The following is a 16251-nucleotide window of genomic DNA, read 5'->3' as shown; positions in this document are numbered from 1 at the left end:
CCTCGCGGGACGCGGTCTCGGCCGCGTCCGCCAGCCGGGCCGCCTCCCGCTCGGCGCGCTCGGGCGCGGTGCGGACCCACGCGGGCAGCGCGGACGCGGCGAGCGCGACGCCCCGCAGCGTCTTGGCGAGCGAGTCGTGCATCTCCCTGGCCAGGCGGGCGCGCTCCTCGGCGGCGGCGGCCATGCCCTCGGCGACGACCCGCGCGTCCTCCGCCGCCGCGTGCTCCTCGAACAGCCGCCGCAGCGCCACCCCCGCGAACCCGGCGAGCGGGTAGTAGGCGGGCTGGCTGGCCAGCGCCTGGAACGTGCCGACGTCGGCGTGCGGGACGGCGAACGTGACGAAGTACCCGGCGATCTGCACGACGGACACGATCAGCATGCCCGGCCACCGGTACAGCAGCCCCGCCGCCGCCGCGGTCGCCACCGTCGACAGGAAGAACGGCCCGGACGGCCCGCACACCGCCAGCACCGCGAACCCCACGCACAGGTCGAGCGCGACGAGCAGCGGGTGGTCGAGCAGCCGCGGGACGATCCGGTCCACGTGCCGGGAGACCAGCCAGGACAGCAGCCCGACGCACGCCACCATGACGAACGTCGCGACCGTCAGCCCGCGCACGGCGAGGACGAGCAGCGTGATCGCGGCCATCAGCGTCCGGACCTGCATGAAGAGCCGGAACGCGGCGTCGATCCGCGACCGGGCCCGCGTGGCCTCGCACCCGCCCGCGCCGCCCGGGACGGGACCGAAGACGGGGCCCAAACCGTGACCCGGGTCGGGGCCCAGGCCCGGTACGGGGTCAGTGGCCGAGGACGGCACCGAGATCAGCTCCCGAGCTGTAGAAGAGCGCGCCCAGCACGACGAGGATGAGCGCCGGCAGGGTGAGGGCGGTGGTGACGGCGGTGACCTGCGGTGTCGTCCGCTGCGCCTTGCGCCGCGCCCACTGCGCGGACTCGCGGCGCATGTCGGTGGCGATGTCGATGAGCGCGGTGGCGAGCGGCGCGCCCAGCTCCTCGGCCTGCAGCACGGCCGTGACGAACTGGCTCAGCATCTCCGACCGGTTGCGGCGCCGCAGGTCCTCGAACGCCTCGCGGCGGGACGTGCCGAGCTCCATCTGCCGCAGCGCGATCGTGAACTCGTCCGCCAGCGGCCCCGGCATGCTCTCCACGACCCGGGCCAGCGAGTGCCGGAACCCCATGCCCGCCGACACCGTCACGGCGAGGACGTCGAGGAAGTCGGGCATGCCGCGCTGCATCTCGTCGCGGCGGCTGCGGGCGCGGCCGAGCAGGAACAGCTCGTTCTGGAAGATCCCGGCGAGGCAGATCAGCCCCATCGGGACCTGCCCCGCGCTGAGCAGCAGCACCCCCAGCGACCCGAACAGGACCGCGTACCCGGCGGTGATCCGCGCGTACGACTCGACCGTCATGCCGCCCGGACGGCCCGCCGCGTCGATCCGCTCGCGGATCCGGCGGTGCCAGGGGGCGAGCGCGGTCATCAGGGGGCGGCCGAAGGGCCGGCCGATCCGTCCGGCCAGCCGGTTCAGCCCGAACACCTCGCCCCTTCCCGGCCGCGCGGCGGGCGCCGGGGCGGACGCGGCGAGCGCCGACCCCGCCACCCGCTCCCCGCCGGTGAGCAGGACGAAGCCCCAGGCGCCCAGCAGCACGCTGAACCCGGCGCCGCCCGCCAGCACGAAGATCATCCGGTCACCTCACACGTCGATCCGGGTGATCCGGCGGATGACCACCAGGCTGGTCACGAACAGCCCCGCGCCGGCCGCGAGCATCAGCTGCCCGGTGAGATGGGTGCTCATCTCGCGCAGCGCCCCCGGCTCGATCTGGTTGATCATGGCGATGCCGGCGACGCCGAGGATCCCGACCGCCCAGTTCGACACCACCGCCTGGCCGAGGATCGTGCGCACCTCGCGGCGGATCTCCTTGCGGTCCTCCAGCGTCGCGGCGATGCTGCGCAGCGCGGTGACCAGCGACCCGCCCGACCGCGCCGACACCAGCAGCGTGCTGACCAGCACGCCGAGCTCCCGGGACGGCAGCCGGCCCGCGAGGTCGCCGAGCACCGCCTCCAGCGACTCGCCGAGCCGCAACCCGTCGGCGGCGCGGCGCAGCTCGGTGCGGGCCGGGTCGTCCAGCTCGTCGGCGGCCAGCGCGATCGCGGTGCGCAGCGACAGCCCGGCCTGCGCGGCGTTGGACAGCACCCGCGCCAGCTCCGGGAGCTGCGCGACGAACTCCTCCTTGCGCCGCTCCTCCCGCCGCCGCAGGTAGCCGAAGAACACGAACCCGACCGCGACGGCGGCGGCGACGCCGAACACCGGCCCGAGCAGCCGGCCGATCAGCGCGATGGCGGCGAGGCCGCCCGCGACGATCGCCAGCAGGAACGTGGAGACGCGCATCGCCAGTCCCGCCGCGGCGATCCGGCGGGCCAGCAGCCGGCCGAGCTCGGTGCCGCGCAGCCGCCGGTCGAGCCGGACGAGCGGGCCGTCCGGCGGCGCCTCCCCGTCCAGCCGGGACCGGACGGTGATGCCGCGGCGCAGCTCCCGGCCCGCCGCGAGCTCCCCCGCCCCCCAGACGGCCAGGACCCCCGTGACCGCCATCAGCAGCATGATGACCGGCAGGCTCATCGCCCCTCCCCCTCGTCGGCCCGGACGCCGAACACCGCCGGGACGCCCTCGCCGGCGTGGAACAGCCGGGTCGCCAGCGGCGCGGGCAGCGGGCGGTGCCGGAACCCACCGCGCACCACCCGGTCCGGCCCGATCGGCAGCGACTCGAAGTTCATGATCGGTTCCAGCCGGAGCCGCTCCCCGCGCCGCGTCGCCACCGCCGCGATCTCCACGATCCGGCGCGAGCCGTCCGGACCCCGGCCGAGGTGCACGATCACGTCGACGGCGCTGTCGATCTGGTCGCGGATCGTGTCGAACGGCAGCTTGACGTCGCTCATGCTGGCCAGCGTCTGCAGCCGGTACACCGCGTCCTCGGTGGAGTTGGCGTGCACCGTCACCATCGAGCCCTCGTGGCCGGTGTTCATCGCCTGGAGCATGTCGAGGGTCTCGCCGCCGCGGACCTCGCCGACGATGATCCGGTCCGGGCGCATCCGCAGCGCGTTGCGGACCAGGTCGCGGATCGTGATCCGGCCCTTGTCCTCGATGTTCGGCGGGCGCGACTCCAGCGGCACCACGTGCTCCTGCCGCAGCCGCAGCTCCGCCGAGTCCTCGATCGTGACGATCCGCTCGTGGCCGGGGATGAACGCCGACAGCGCGTTCAGCATCGTCGTCTTGCCCGTCCCCGTGCCGCCCGAGATGACCAGGTTCAGCCGGGCCCGGACGAACGCGGCCAGCAGCAGCCCCGTCGGCGCGTCCAGGCTGGCCCGCGCGGCCAGCTCCTCGATCGTGTACGAGCGCGGGAACCGGCGGATCGTCAGCACCGGCCCCACCAGCGACAGCGGCGGGATGATCACGTTGACCCGCTCGCCGCCCGGCAGCCGCGCGTCCACCATCGGGCTCGACTCGTCCACCCGGCGGTTCACCTGCGCGACGATCCGGTCGATCGTCTGGTACAGCTGCTCCTCGCTGGCGAACGCGGTGTCGACCCGCTGCACCCGGCCGTCCCGCTCCACGAACACGTGGTCGGGGCCGTTCACCATGATCTCGGTGACGGTCTCGTCGGCCAGCAGCGGTTCGAGCACGCCGAGGCCGAGCGCCTCGTCCACCACCCGGCGGATCAGCGCCGCCCGCTCCCCCGGCGACAGCACCGGCCCCTCGCGGCCGACGATGTGCCCGGTGACCTTCTCCAGCCGGGCCCGCCGCTGCGCCAGCCCGAGCAGCGCCAGCTCGTCGAGGTTCACCTCCTCCAGCAGCCGGCGGCGCCAGTGCGACACCCCGGCGCGGCTCGCGGCGGTGCCGTGGAGCCGCTCGTCCTCCAGGCGGTCCCTCAGTCCCATCGGCTCACCCCTCCGGCATCGTGACGGTGCGGGTCACGGTGTAGTCGAGCGGGACGCCGCGCCACAGCAGCGGCACCTTCGCCCGGACGGTGCAGGACACGCCGTCGCCGCCGGCCTCGCCGCCGCGCAGCGTCCGCTCGTTCAGCCAGCCCGGCAGGGCCGCGGCCGCCGCCGGGACGCAGGCCGACGCGTCCTGCCGCATGGCCGCCACGCGGGCGCCGGTCCGCGCCGCGTTCTCCACCCGCTCGACCGTCACGGACGCCATGAGCGCCTCGAAGCAGACCAGCACGACCGCCAGCACGATCGGGAGCAGCGCGGCGAACTCGACGGACGCGGTCCCGCGGTCGGCGGCGGGACGCGCGGTCCGGACGGTGTCGGGGGCGGCCACGGCGTCACCCGCCCCCCGCGCCCTCGTCGACGATCCTGGCGCGGGTGGTCAGCCCGAACGTCGACGACCAGCCCGGCAGGACCGCCGGGACGTCCACCGTCACCTTCGCGTACCCGTCCTCGACCCCGAGGTGCAGCACGTCCTCGCCGCCCCACGGACCCGCCACCCGCGCCACGGCGCGGCGCCGCACCTCCTGCCTCGCCTCCGGCGTGTCGTAGCCGACCACCGCCACCGCCCGCGCCGCCTCGTCCGCCGCGTGGCTCGCGTACATCGAGGTCAGCCCGGTCAGCAGCGCCTGCCAGCAGAGCAGCAGCACCAGCCCGACCAGCGGGACGATCGCCGCGAAGTCCACCGACGCCGCGCCCCGGTCGTGCGCCCCCTCCTGCGCCCCCGGATCGTCCAGCAGGCCCGTCTCGCGGACCAGCCCGCTGATCGCCTTGCGGAAGTCGGAGCTCTTCACCGCCTCCGGCGAACCGGTGTTCGACGCGTCCTCCAGCGCCCGGTACACCGCCGGGACCGTCGTCCCGAGCAGCCCCACCCCGACGATCTTCGCGGCCAGGTCCGGCTGGATCTCGTTGCGGCGGTCGTGCCGGTTCAGCAGGACCGCGGCGTCCTCCTCCTTGCGGACGCGCAGCCGCCCCCACATCTTCACCAGCCGCTTCGCGCCGCGCAGGGCGGGCAGGTCCGGGGTCGCCGCGATCACCACCCGGTCGGCCAGCTCCACCGCCATCGCGCTCGCCTCCGACAGCTGGGCGCCGCAGTCGACGATCACCACCTGGTACCGGGCCCGCAGCGCGGCGAGGATCTGCCGCGCCGCGCGGGCCGGGACGTCCTCGGCCCGCTCCCCCTCCGCCGGGGCCGGCAGCAGGTGCAGGCCGAGGCGGTGCACGAACAGCGCCTCGGCGAGCGTCGGGCCGTCCAGGTCGTCGGCCGCCCCGACGAGGTCGGCGATGCTGCGCCGGTGCACGACGTCCAGGTAGCCGGCGGCGTCGCCCTTCTGCAGGTCCAGGTCCACCAGGCACACCCCGCGGCCGGCCGTCGCCGCCGCCACGGCGAGATGCACCGCGATCGTCGTCGCGCCCGTCCCGCCCTTGGCGCCGCACACCGCCAGCACCGTCCCGACGCGGCCGGGCAGCGGGCCGTCCTCGGACGAGTCGAAGTGCCGGCGCATCGTCCGGGCCCACTCCGCCGCCGCCTCCACCCGGCCCTGCAGCTCCGACAGGGTCGGCTCCGTCGAGATCACCCCGCGCGCGCCCGCCGCCATCGCCGCGCCGAACGTCTCCGCCGTCGCCTCCTCCGCGATCAGCACCACCGGCAGGTGCGGATGCCGGACGCCCAGCTCGCGGATCAGGTCGAGCGCCGGCAGCGGCCCGAGCGCCTGGTGCAGCAGCACCACGTCCAGTCCGGGGGCGCCCGCCGCCGCGCCCACCACGTCGCCGGTGCTCGTCTCCACCCCGGCGACCTCGACCGCGCCGAGCTCGCGGAACTGCGCGTTCAGCAGCGACGCCAGGTCGCGGTCGGCCGTGGCCAGCAGCACCCGGACGGGCCGTCCGGTCACGGGGCCGTTCACCGGGCCGCCGGCATGTCGCAGATCGCGCCGAGCTTGCGCACCGGATCGCTCGCCGCGTCGGCCTGGTCGCCGCCGATCAGCGCGAGCCGGACATGGCTCGCGAACGCCTCCGCGTAGGTCAGCTTCACGCTGTCGTCGGCCGCCAGCGCGAACGTGATCGGCACGACCGTGTTCACGTCCTGCGCGTTGGACCCCGAATGCTGCCGGGTCGTCCGGCCGACCTGGATCACCTGCGCGCGCCGGATGATCCGGGACGCGCAGGACCGCTGGTCGCGCTGCGACTGCTGCTGGAACGTCGCGTAGATGTCGACGACCATGCCGGGCTTGACCTTGCCCGCCACGCCCGTCTCCGCGTCGATCATGATGGCGATCTCGCGCTGGCCGGGCTGCAGCAGCGGCGCGTCGATCAGCATGCCCTGCTGCAGGTAGGCGCCCGCGACCAGCGCGGTCGGCGCGACCTTGCCCGCGACGGACGCCGGATCGGTGAGCATCGTGTCCGGCGACCACTTGGCCGGCATCTCGACGCGCTCGACCATGCCCGGGTCGAGCCGCCCGTACGCGGGGACGGCGACCTTCAACCGCAGCACCTGCCGTTTCTCGCCGACCTCGGCGCGCACCGAGCCGACATAGCCGAGCACCGACACGAACACCGTCACGGCGCCCACCGCCGCGAGGATCATGAGCAGCACGCCGCGGCGCTGTCGGGGGTTCATGTGACTCCGTTCGCATACGACGGGGACGGGGATTCAGGGGCGCCGGGCCCGGTTTCAGGGAGGCGCGCTGACGAGCCGCGCCGGCGGCGGCTGCGGCTGCTGCACCGGAAGCGGCCGTGCCGGGGCGGCGGCGTGACCGTGCGGCGGCGGCACCACACCGGGTGGCGGCGGCGTCCGGACGGGCTGGACCATTTCGCAGAACGGGCAGACCGGCGAGCCGACCGCCATGCCACACCAGGGGCAGGGCTCGCAGGCCGCCTCGCGCAGCGTCGCCTGCAGCACGCCGCTGTCCCCGCTGAACGCGACGAACTCCACGTACCTCTTCGCGCGCCAGTAGTCGGCGCCGAGCGGCTGGTCGGCGACCATCGACACCGACACCGCGCCGAGCGCCGGCCCCAGCCGGTCGCGGACCCAGCCGCCGTCGCCGCCGTGCTCGGCCGCCAGCACGACCACCGGGGGCCGCGGCGCGTCACCGGTCACCGGCGCCGTGTCCGGCCCGGCCCGCATGACCGACGGATACGGGGCCGCCGTGACCAGGAACTCGCTGCCGGGCAGGTACGAGGCGAGGTGATCACCGAAGCCCGTCGGCACGTGCTCCAGCCGGGTGACGCTGTTCACCCGCGCCCCGGCGACCAGCAGCCCGGCGAGCCGCGGCGCGACGGTCGCGAGCGTCCCCGGCTCGACGTACGGGGCGAGGAAGGCCAGCTGGTCGGCCACCAGCGACAGCGCGAGCGGCGGGAGGTCGAGCGGGACGATCGCCAGGCGGCGCGTCCCCAGCGACGCGCGCGCGAACCGCAGCAGCCGGCCCGCCGCGTCCGGCCGCCACGACGGGTAGAGGGCGAGCACCGCCGGACGCTCGGCCAGCGTGCTCCCGATCCGGGCGGTGAACTCCAGCCCCTCGTCCGACAGCGGCGAGAACCCCGCCCGGAACCGCTCGGCCGCCACGCCGCGGAAGACGCCCAGGCCGGGAACGTCGTCGGGGAGCATCACCAGCGTCACGCGGGGCCCCGAAAGGTCACGTGCCTCACCACACCCTCCACCGGGCCGTCCGGACGGCCCGGTACGGCGCCGCGCCGGATTTCCGGAGTCGCGTGCCACGACAACCATCGAAATACGCCACGATCAAGAATTGAAACGGCCAATCTGACGGACTCGTGAGAAGTTACCCGATATTCGGTTGGACCGATCCCAAGAAGGGTGCACCAGTAAGGTGAACTTTTCTTGACCAATTATCGAATGAACGAAAAATCCGCAGGTGAGCGAAGGACCCTAAGCCCCTGGCCCCACGGGGCGGCCGCCGAAAGAGGGTCCTCGGGCCCATGTCTCAGAGAATGGACTCGAATACCATGCCCGGCTCGCCCGCCGCCCCGTTTCGCGACATTCCCGTCACCACCCGTGCCAGCGGAATCCCGCAGCGTGCCCATCGGCCGCGTCCGGGAGAACCGCGGCACGCCCGGTGAGCCGCGCGTCCCGTTCCGTCCGCACGCCCGGATCAGGCTCTAGAGTCTTCCCATAGGCGGCCCCAGACTGGAGACGACGGCGATGACGCACCCATCGGACCCCGGCCAATCACCGCGCCCCCCGGGCCCCCCGTCCGGCCCCGGCGGGGGACCGTACGGCCCGCCGCCGCAGCAGCAGCCCGGACCCGTCCCCGGCCCTCGCCCGCCCGGCACCTACGGCACCGGCCCCTACCAGCAGCCGCAGAGCTGGCAGCCTCCTCGCGGCCCGCAGGAGAAGGGCCTGATCAGCGCGCTGTTCGACGCGAATTTCAACCATCTCGTCACGCCGAAGCTCATCAAGCTCTTCTACGTCCTGTCGCTGCTGCTGATCAGCCTCTCCGCCCTGCTCGTCGTGGTGATCGGGATCTGGGTCATGGGCCTGCGCAATGGCTGGCTGCTCGGCCTCGTCATCATCTGCGCCTCGCCCGTGATCTGGTTCTTCGAGGCGATCCTGGCTCGGATCTTCATGGAGGCGATGGTCGTCAGGTTCAAGGAGGTCGAGTACCTCCGGATCATCAAGGACAAGGACTAGACGGGGCTGCGGTGGGCGAATTCGACGCGACCGGGTCCGGCGAGGCCGGATCCGGCGGGAGCGGGACGCGGGACACGCGGCGGGACGCCGGGGCGACCCGGCGGGACGAGCGGGTGCCCGCGCCGCGCACGCCGCCGGCGTCCGGGCCCGGGGCGACGCGGCGGGACGGGCAGGCGGCCGGCGATCCGCTGATGCGCCTTCCGGCGGCGCTGGCGGAGCGGTACGAGGCTGTCGCCGAGCTGCCGGTGCAGGGCGCGGAGTCGGACCTGCTGCTGGTGCGGGACGAGCGGGGCGACCGGTTCGTGGCGAAGGTGTTCCGCCGCGGGTACCACGCCGACCGGGACGTGTGGGCGAAGCTGCCGTCGCTGGACTCGCCGCACGTGCTGCGCATCGTCGAGACGGGCCACGCGGACGGCCGTGACTACGAGGTCACCGCGTACGCGCCGGACGGCAACCTGCGCAACCTGATCGACGGCCCCCTGCCGGAGGGGACCGTCAGGGAGATCGCGGCGCAGCTGGCGGACGGGCTGGCGGCGCTGCACCGCGCGGGCATCGTCCACCGCGACCTGAAGCCGGAGAACGTGCTGGTCCTGGAGGCGGAGCCGCTGCGGCTGGCGATCGCCGACTTCGGGCTGAGCAAGGTGCTCGACGAGAGCGTGGTGTTCGCGTCGTCGTCGCGGACGCTGGCGTACGCGGCGCCGGAGTCGCTGTCGGGGCAGGTGTCCCCGGCCCGGGACTGGTGGTCGCTCGGGATGATCGTGCGGGAGTGCGCGACGGGCCGGGCGCCGTTCCGCGGGATGAGCGAGACCGTGGTGGTCGATCATCTGGCGACGCGTCCGGTGAGCGCGGACGACGTCCCGGACGCGCGGCTGCGGCTGCTCTGCCAGGGCCTGCTGACGCGCGATCCGCGGCACAGGTGGACCGGCGAGCAGGTCGCCGAGTGGCTGGGCGGCGCGTCCCCGCAGGTCGTGGAGGAGGCCGCGCAGCCGGGCGTCGGACTGCCGTTCCTCGGCGCCCGCTATGCGAGGCGCGAGGACCTGGCGCGCGCGCTGGTGGAGAACTGGGACGACGCCGCGCAGTACTTCTTCGGGCGCGGGGAGTCCGGCGAGGCGTGGCGGAGCCTGCGGGAGTGGCTCGCGGGCGTACCGGACGACAGCCGCATCGCGCTGGTGGACGGACCGCTGACGTCGGCGCTGCCGCCGGACGTGAAGCTGCTGCATCTGGTCCTGTGGCTGGATCCGGCGCTGCCGCCCCACTACCTCGGCCGCAGGACGTCCGCCGAGGACCTGCTCGCGCTCGCCGCCCTCGCGGACGATCCCCGGCACCCCGACCATCGCCTCGCGTGCCGGATGGGGCGGGACCTGTGGGAGCACGGCCTGCTGCGCGTCCTGGCGGGTTTCGCGGGCGCCGGGGAGCTGGCCGGGATCGACGGCCAGTGGCGCGCACACGTCGCGGCATGGAACGACCTCGCGCGCTGGCTGCGCGCCCAGGACGCGACGCCGGCCGGGCTGGCGGCGCGGCTGCCGGACGCGGAGGCGGGGAACCCGCCGGCCGTGCTGCTGGCGCTGCTCGCGCTGGCGGCCCGGCCCGCGGAGGCGCACCGGTCGCTGGCCGAGGGCGCGGCGCGGGCCAGGGCGGCCGTCGCGGAGCCGGTGCCGTGGTTCGCGTGGATGGCGGACGGGGCGGGCGACGATCCGCTGCGGCTGCTCGCGGTCGCGCGCGCGCTGCCGGAGGCCGTCGTGGAGGCGGAGGCGCGGGCGCGCGACCGGCACGCGGCGGCGCGTCGTTCGGAGGAACTGCGGGCGCAGTGGGCGGACCGGGAGCGGCAGCGCCTCGCGGGGCGCGGCGCTGCGGTGACGCGGGCGGTCGTGTGGTCGCTGCCGATCCTGGCGATCTGGCTGGCGGGCAGTTGGGTCGTCGGCAGCCTGTTCGGCGCCGGGAAGCACGACGACGGGACGACCTCGGTGGGGCTGCACGCGTCGTCGGGCGGCGGCGTGCCGTTCGCGGCGCTCGCCGTCCTGGCGGTCATCGCGTGGGGCGTGCAGTGCGGCGCCGAGGTGCTGCTGGCGCGCGCGCAGGGCGGCGACTATCTCCCGTACGGGCCGTGGTCGCTGATATCGAAGGTGCTCGGCGCGGGCGGCCGGGGACTGTCGCGGGCGTCGCGCACGATGTCCGGCGCCGCGCGCCGCAACGACCGGCGGGGCTGCGGGCTCCTGCTCCTCGCCGGTACGGTGCCGCTGCTGATCCTGCTTCTCCTGGCGGCGGCGCTGACGTCCATCGCGAGCGTGCTGTGGGTGCTGGTGATGGTCGCCGGGGCCGTCGCGCACGCGGTGGCGGCCGGTGTCCGGATGCACCGCTGGCAGCAGGCCCGCACGAGCCACCCCGGAGGGACCCCCACATGAGCAGCGGCGTCGAGGCCGACATCGTGCTGGACGCGGCGGTCGTGCTGACCCTGGGCATGAACCGGGTGCTCGGCCGCGGCGGCGACGCGGCGGGACGCGGCGCGCAGGCGCTGGCCGCGCTCGCCGCGGGACGGGCCGAGGCGCGGGAGGCCGCGCTCGCCGAGGTCCGCACGCACGAGCGGGCGCTGCGGGAGGTCGTGGAGCGCAACGCGCGCATCGCGGCGCTCGCCGAGACCCGCGCCAAGCTCGGCGCGGACGTGGCGCTGCCGCCGCCGCTGCGGCCCGGCGAGGAGTCCGCGCAGGAGCTGACCGCTTGGTGCGCGACGACGGACCGGCTCCTGGACGAGGCCGAGCGCCGCCTGTCGGAGCATCTCGCCGCGCAGGTCACCGCGCAGGTCTTCACCGCACCCGCCGAGGGCCTCCGCGCCGACACCGGCAGGACCCCGCCGCCCCGCCGCGGCGGCGACGACACCCAGCGGACCCTCGAACGGATCATGGCGCGGCTACTGCCCGACGCCGCCGAGGACGAGCGCCGCGCGGTCGCCGAGGCGGCCCGCCTCCTCGCCGCCGTCGGCACCGCCGAGGAGGCCGAGAGCGTCCTGCACGAGGTCCGGCTGCGGATCCGGGAGGCCAACCGGCGCACCGAGGACGCGCGCGAGCTGGCGCGGCGCCGCGCCGCCGAGCGGGAGGCCGCCGAGCAGGCCGAGGCGGAGCGCCGGTACGTGCTCGACTCGATCACCGCCGCGTTCGAGGACATGGGCTACGAGGTCCAGCCGGGTTTCGAGACGCTGACCGCCGGGGACGGCTCGGTGGTGCTGACCAAGGGCGCCTGGCCCGACCACAGCGTGCGGATGCGGGTCGACGGCGCCGCGCGCGTCGAGGCGGCGATGGTCCGGGAGCGGCCCGCCGAGAGCGAGGACGACCGGCGCGTGGACGTCGAGCGGGAGCGCGAGTGGTGCGCGGCGTTCGAGGCGGCGCGGGCGCGGCTGGCGGACGGCGGGATCCGCTCGCAGGTGTCCTGGCGGGTGGATCCCGGGGTGCGGGAACTGCCGGTCGGCGGCGCGTCACGGCAGACTGGTGGGCGTTCGGGGCAACGCGAACGCCGCCGGGAGCGTCCCACGTGACGTGCCGTCTCCCGTCGGCGGCGCGTGATCGGAGAATGGGGGCCGCGGGGCGCGGGAGGCCGGCGCCCCTCGGGACATGCGGAGTGGAGCGAGCCAGATGAGCATTGATTCGCCGACCCTGGGCGGCCGGCTGCAGGGCTGGCCGCCGTTCATCCGCGAACTCGACGCGACGCTGTCGGTGCACTCCCAGTACGTCCTGTCGGGGAACCTGTACGACAGCTTCCTGGCGCCGCCGGCCGAGGGCGGCGGCCCCGCGCGGCTGCTGCCGCTGCGGTCCCTGCTGTGGGAGACGCTGCGCGCCAGCGGCGCGTCGTTCATGGTGGTGTACGACCCGGTGGACGGCCTGGAGATCGTCCCGCCCCCGGGCGACGAGGCCGGCGACGAGGCGGAGCGCGCCGCCGAGCGGGTGCTCGGCAAGATCAAGGACGAGCGGCCGTCGCTGGAGGCGCTGACCCGGCACCTGGCGGCGGTGGCGCGGCCGCAGGAGAACGTGCGCGCCGCGTTCGTCATCGACTCGGCGTCGCGGATCGCCCGCACCCCGACCGAGATGGAGCCGGCCGAGCGGGACTTCTTCCGGTTCTGCGCGAAGCTGTCGCGGACGGCCCGGCCCGTCCGGGGGAACGGGGCGCGGCCTAAGCCGCTGTACAACCCGGTGGTGTGGCTGGTGGAGCGGCCGGGCGACCTGCCGTCCTGGCTGACCGCCGACAACGACACGATCCGCGAGATCACGATCCCGCGCCCGCACCTCGGCGACCGGCAGGAGACGGCGCGGCTGCTGGCCCGCGCGTTCGGGGTGAGCGACGTCGGCGCGGATGAGGCCGCCGCGGCGGCGTGCGACTCGTTCGCCGAGCAGGCCGACGGGCTCACCCTCCAGTCGATGATCGAGGTGACGCGGCTGGCGAAGGAGCGCAACGTCGACCTGGCGGACCTGCCGGACGCGGTCCGCACGTACAAGCTCGGCGTCCTCGACAACCCGTGGAGCCGCGGGCACCTGCGGCGCCGGGTGCTGGAGGGCGAGAAGCGCGTCCCGGAGCGGGTGATCGGGCAGCCGCAGGCCGTCACCAAGACCCTCGACATCCTCAAGCGGGCGGTGCTGGGCCTGTCGGGCGCGCAGGCGACCCGGTCCGGCAGCCGGCCGCGCGGCGTGCTGTTCTTCGCCGGGCCGACCGGCACCGGCAAGACCGAGCTGGCCAAGGCGATCACCGAGCTGGTGTTCGGCGACGAGTCGGCCTACCTGCGCTTCGACATGAGCGAGTTCTCCGCCGAGGGCTCCGGGGACCGGCTGATCGGGGCGCCGCCCGGGTACGTCGGGCACGAGGCGGGCGGCGAGCTGACCAACGCCGTGCGGGAGGACCCGTTCCGGGTGATCCTGTTCGACGAGATCGAGAAGGCGCATCCGCGGATCCTGGACAAGTTCCTGCAGATCCTGGAGGACGGGCGGCTCACCGACGGGCGCGGCAACACCGTGCACTTCTCCGAGTCGATCCTGATCTTCACCTCGAACCTCGGGATGTTCGTGCCGGGCCGCGAGCCGGGCATGCTGGAGGCCGTCCCGGCGCTCGCGGGCGACCGGGTGCGCAACATCACACCCGGGATGTCCTACTTCGAGGTGGAGCAGCGGATCAAGGACGCGGTCGCCGCGCACTTCACCGAGGTGCTGAACCGCCCGGAGCTGCTCAACCGGTTCGGCGACAACATCGTGGTGTTCGACTTCATCTCCGGCGACGCCGCGCACAAGATCTTCGACCTGCAGTTCGCGAACATCTGCAAGCGGGTCGCCGACGAGCACCGGCTCATGCTGACGGTGCGGGACGACGCGCTGCAGACGCTCCGCGACTGGTGCACCGACGAGCTCGACAAGGGCGGCCGGGGCATCGGCATGGCGCTGGAGTCGCACTTCGTCAACCCGCTAGCGCGCGCGCTGTTCGACCGCGAGCTGGGCTCCGACGAGCGGATCACCGTGTACGGGATCCGGCGCGAGGGCGGCATCGTCCACCTGGACATCCAGTGACCGCCGGCCCCCCCGTCCCCTCCCCCGGCGAGCCCGTCTCCCCCGGCGAGCCCCCGGACGAGGCTCCCGCGCTGCTGCTCGCCAAGGCGCACTATCCGGTGACCACACTCGGCCCCGGCACCCGCGCGGGCATCTGGACGCAGGGCTGCACGCTGCACTGCCACGGCTGCCTGTCCCGCGACACCTGGGAGGCGGACCCGGCCAAGGCCGTGCCGGTCGAGGCCGTCCTCGGCTGGCTGGAGTCCCTTCCAGGCCCGCTGGACGGGATCACGATCTCCGGCGGGGAGCCGTTCCAGCAGCCCGAGGCGCTCGCCGCCCTGCTGCGCGGGATCCGCGCGTGGCGTGCCGCGCGGCGTGAGACGATGCCATTGGACATATTGGTTTACAGCGGATATGTCTACTCTCGGCTTTCGCGGGTCCGGGGGTCGCGCGAGATCCTCGACCTGTGCGATGCCGTGATGGCGGGGCCGTACGTCGACCGGCTCAACCCGAGGGGGCGACACCCGGAAGGTGGCTCTCTACTCTGGAGGGGGTCGGCGAACCAGCGCGCCGTCCCGCTCACCCCGCTGGGGGAGGAGCGGTACGGGGCATCGGCCGGCATCGGTAAGACTAGGGAACACGCAGGGCCCCGAGTGCAGGTGTCCGTGGACGAAGGGCCGGAGGGAAGGCGGGTGTACTACATCGGGATCCCGCGAAGGGGTGACATGGAGCACCTCACGTCGAGGCTCGAACGCGCCGGCGTGCGCTCGGGGGATGTGTCATGGCGACCTTGAACTGTCCTGTCTGTGACGAGCCGTACCAGCAGGGCGATCTGCTCTGCCTGAGCTGCGGGGCCAACCTGGCGCGCCCGGGGGGCGGCCACCGGGCCGGTCCGGGCGGGTACGACCAGGGCCCGCCGCAGCACGGCGCTCCACAGCATGGCGCCCCCCAGCACGGTGCCCCACAGCACGGCGGCCCGCCCCAGCACGGTGCTCCGCAGCACGGCGCTCCCCAGCACGGCGGCTTCCCGCCGCAGCAAGGCCAGCCGTACCAGCAGCCGCCCCAGCACGACTACCAGCAGCCTCCGCAGCACGGTGCTCCCCAGCACGGTGCCCCTCAGCACGGTGCGCCCCAGCAGGGCGGGCTCCCGCCCCAGCACGGCCAGCCGTCGCAGGACCAGTGGGGGCCGCCCCCGCAGCAGCAGCCGGACCAGTGGGGGCCGCCGCCGCAGCAGCAGCCTGATCAGTGGGGCCCGCCGCCGCAGCAGCCGCAGCACGGCCAGCCGCAGCATGGGGCTCCGCAGCAGGGGCAGCAGCCGGCGGACCCGTGGTCCATGCCGCCGCAGCAGCAACAGCAGCAGCCGGACCAGTGGGGTGCGCCTCCGCAGCAGCACCAGCCGCCGCCCGACCAGTACCGGCAGCCGGAACCGCAGTACCAGCCCGAGCAGCCGTACCAGCAGCAGCCGGACCAGTACATGCCGCAGCCCGGTCCGGCGGACCACCAGTACGGCCCGCCGCCGCAGCAGCAGCCGCCGATCCCGCCGCCGCACGGCCGCGAGGCGACCCTGCTGCCGCCCGACCAGCAGCGGGGGCACCAGCACCCGCAGCAGCCCGACAGCACGGCGTTCATGTGCCCGTACTGCGAGGCCGTGCTGACCAACCCGGGCGCCGCGCAGTGCAACTCGTGCGGCCGGCCGCTGCCCCAGAAGGGCACGCCCGTCCTGCGGGTCCAGTTCCCGACCGGCGAGCTGAAGGTCTCCGTCGGCCAGCACCTGGTGCTCGGCCGGGACGCCGGCCAGTCGCCGGTGGCCGCCACGTTCACCCAGTACGACAACGTGTCGCGGCGGCACTCGACGGTCTGGCTCGACCCGTCCGGGACGGCCTGGGTCCGCGACGAGGGCTCCACCAACGGGACGTTCGTCAACGGCGAGCGGCTCCCCCGCGGCGTGGAGGCCCCGCTGCGCGACGGCGACCAGCTCCGCCTGGCCGCCGACGTGACCGGCACGGTCCAGCTCGCCTAGCACGAGCGACCGGTACGACCGACAGGAAACGGCCCCGCGGTTCCGAGAACACCCGGGGCCTGTGCATTAG

General features: G+C 74.7%; 15 protein-coding genes. 6 read left to right on the top strand and 9 right to left on the bottom strand.

Annotated elements, in window-relative coordinates:
* From ABZ914_RS29675 to ABZ914_RS29640, 8 genes are all read right to left on the bottom strand, one after another.
* The coding region (locus ABZ914_RS29675) for a DUF8745 domain-containing protein (protein WP_500197215.1) at positions 1–757 on the bottom strand (757 nt) is incomplete at its 3' end.
* A 37-nt stretch (positions 758–794) separates the two neighbouring features.
* Positions 795–1694, bottom strand: a complete 900-nt coding sequence (locus tag ABZ914_RS29670) for a type II secretion system F family protein (protein ID WP_500197214.1) — start codon at positions 1692–1694, stop codon at positions 795–797.
* Between the two features lie 9 nt (positions 1695–1703).
* Positions 1704–2627 carry a type II secretion system F family protein gene (locus tag ABZ914_RS29665; RefSeq protein ID WP_500197212.1) on the bottom strand — a complete coding sequence of 308 codons (924 nt, stop codon included), beginning with the start codon at positions 2625–2627 and terminating at the stop codon, positions 1704–1706.
* A complete protein-coding gene (locus tag ABZ914_RS29660; RefSeq protein WP_500197211.1) occupies positions 2624–3943 on the bottom strand; it encodes a TadA family conjugal transfer-associated ATPase in 1320 nt (439 codons plus the stop codon). Before ABZ914_RS29660 ends, ABZ914_RS29665 begins: the two co-directional genes overlap by 4 nt.
* A gap of 4 nt (positions 3944–3947) precedes the next feature.
* On the bottom strand, positions 3948–4331 hold the full coding sequence (locus ABZ914_RS29655) for a TadE/TadG family type IV pilus assembly protein (protein WP_500197209.1): 384 nt from the start codon (positions 4329–4331) through the stop codon (positions 3948–3950).
* A gap of 4 nt (positions 4332–4335) precedes the next feature.
* Positions 4336–5889, bottom strand: a complete 1554-nt coding sequence (locus ABZ914_RS29650) for a CpaE/TadZ family protein (protein ID WP_500197208.1) — start codon at positions 5887–5889, stop codon at positions 4336–4338.
* Between the two features lie 8 nt (positions 5890–5897).
* A complete protein-coding gene (gene cpaB / locus ABZ914_RS29645; RefSeq protein ID WP_190865573.1) occupies positions 5898–6614 on the bottom strand; it encodes a Flp pilus assembly protein CpaB in 717 nt (238 codons plus the stop codon).
* A 54-nt stretch (positions 6615–6668) separates the two neighbouring features.
* Complete coding sequence (locus tag ABZ914_RS29640; RefSeq protein WP_500197205.1) at positions 6669–7613, bottom strand: hypothetical protein; 945 nt, start codon at positions 7611–7613, stop codon at positions 6669–6671.
* A gap of 543 nt (positions 7614–8156) precedes the next feature.
* Here ABZ914_RS29640 and ABZ914_RS29635 point away from each other — a divergent pair.
* From ABZ914_RS29635 to ABZ914_RS29615, 5 genes are all read left to right on the top strand, one after another.
* Positions 8157–8645 (top strand): DUF4282 domain-containing protein, encoded by a 489-nt coding sequence (locus ABZ914_RS29635; RefSeq protein WP_500197204.1) that lies wholly within the window; start codon positions 8157–8159, stop codon positions 8643–8645.
* 11 nt (positions 8646–8656) lie between these two features.
* Positions 8657–11047: a serine/threonine-protein kinase gene (locus ABZ914_RS29630; RefSeq protein WP_500197202.1), complete on the top strand. Its 2391-nt coding sequence runs from the start codon at positions 8657–8659 to the stop codon at positions 11045–11047.
* Entirely contained in the window at positions 11044–12171 is a 1128-nt protein-coding gene (locus tag ABZ914_RS29625) for a response regulator receiver protein (RefSeq protein ID WP_500197201.1), read from the top strand. Before ABZ914_RS29630 ends, ABZ914_RS29625 begins: the two co-directional genes overlap by 4 nt.
* A gap of 97 nt (positions 12172–12268) precedes the next feature.
* The gene (locus tag ABZ914_RS29620) at positions 12269–14182 is read left to right on the top strand and encodes an AAA family ATPase (RefSeq protein ID WP_190865583.1); all 1914 of its coding nucleotides are present in this window, start codon (positions 12269–12271) and stop codon (positions 14180–14182) included.
* Complete coding sequence (locus tag ABZ914_RS29615; protein ID WP_500197198.1) at positions 14179–14955, top strand: 4Fe-4S single cluster domain-containing protein; 777 nt, start codon at positions 14179–14181, stop codon at positions 14953–14955. The genes ABZ914_RS29620 and ABZ914_RS29615 overlap by 4 nt, the downstream gene beginning before the upstream one ends.
* Here ABZ914_RS29615 and ABZ914_RS29610 read toward each other — a convergent pair.
* Positions 14859–15662, bottom strand: a complete 804-nt coding sequence (locus ABZ914_RS29610) for a hypothetical protein (RefSeq protein WP_500197196.1) — start codon at positions 15660–15662, stop codon at positions 14859–14861. The genes ABZ914_RS29615 and ABZ914_RS29610 overlap by 97 nt on opposite strands.
* On the opposite strand from ABZ914_RS29610, the gene ABZ914_RS29605 reads away from it, so the two are divergent.
* Positions 15636–16181 carry an FHA domain-containing protein gene (locus ABZ914_RS29605; protein ID WP_500197195.1) on the top strand — a complete coding sequence of 182 codons (546 nt, stop codon included), beginning with the start codon at positions 15636–15638 and terminating at the stop codon, positions 16179–16181. The two genes, ABZ914_RS29610 and ABZ914_RS29605, sit on opposite strands and share 27 nt — an antisense overlap.
* Positions 16182–16251: the final 70 nt, after the last annotated feature.

This window comes from Spirillospora sp. NPDC046719 (assembly GCF_040645715.1).
Lineage (GTDB): Bacteria > Actinomycetota > Actinomycetes > Streptosporangiales > Streptosporangiaceae > Spirillospora.
This window is presented reverse-complemented; position numbering and strand designations above follow the sequence as displayed.

Bases quoted from the DNA above. Each gene is read 5' to 3' on its own strand.
- ABZ914_RS29670 (WP_500197214.1), bottom strand. From the start codon at position 1,694: ATGATCTTCGTGCTGGCGGGCGGCGCCGGGTTCAGCGTGCTGCTGGGC.
- ABZ914_RS29665 (WP_500197212.1), bottom strand. From the start codon at position 2,627: ATGAGCCTGCCGGTCATCATGCTGCTGATGGCGGTCACGGGGGTCCTG.
- ABZ914_RS29660 (WP_500197211.1), bottom strand. From the start codon at position 3,943: ATGGGACTGAGGGACCGCCTGGAGGACGAGCGGCTCCACGGCACCGCC.
- cpaB (WP_190865573.1), bottom strand. From the start codon at position 6,614: ATGAACCCCCGACAGCGCCGCGGCGTGCTGCTCATGATCCTCGCGGCG.
- ABZ914_RS29635 (WP_500197204.1), top strand. From the start codon at position 8,157: ATGACGCACCCATCGGACCCCGGCCAATCACCGCGCCCCCCGGGCCCC.
- ABZ914_RS29625 (WP_500197201.1), top strand. From the start codon at position 11,044: ATGAGCAGCGGCGTCGAGGCCGACATCGTGCTGGACGCGGCGGTCGTG.
- ABZ914_RS29620 (WP_190865583.1), top strand. From the start codon at position 12,269: ATGAGCATTGATTCGCCGACCCTGGGCGGCCGGCTGCAGGGCTGGCCG.
- ABZ914_RS29605 (WP_500197195.1), top strand. From the start codon at position 15,636: ATGCCGCAGCCCGGTCCGGCGGACCACCAGTACGGCCCGCCGCCGCAG.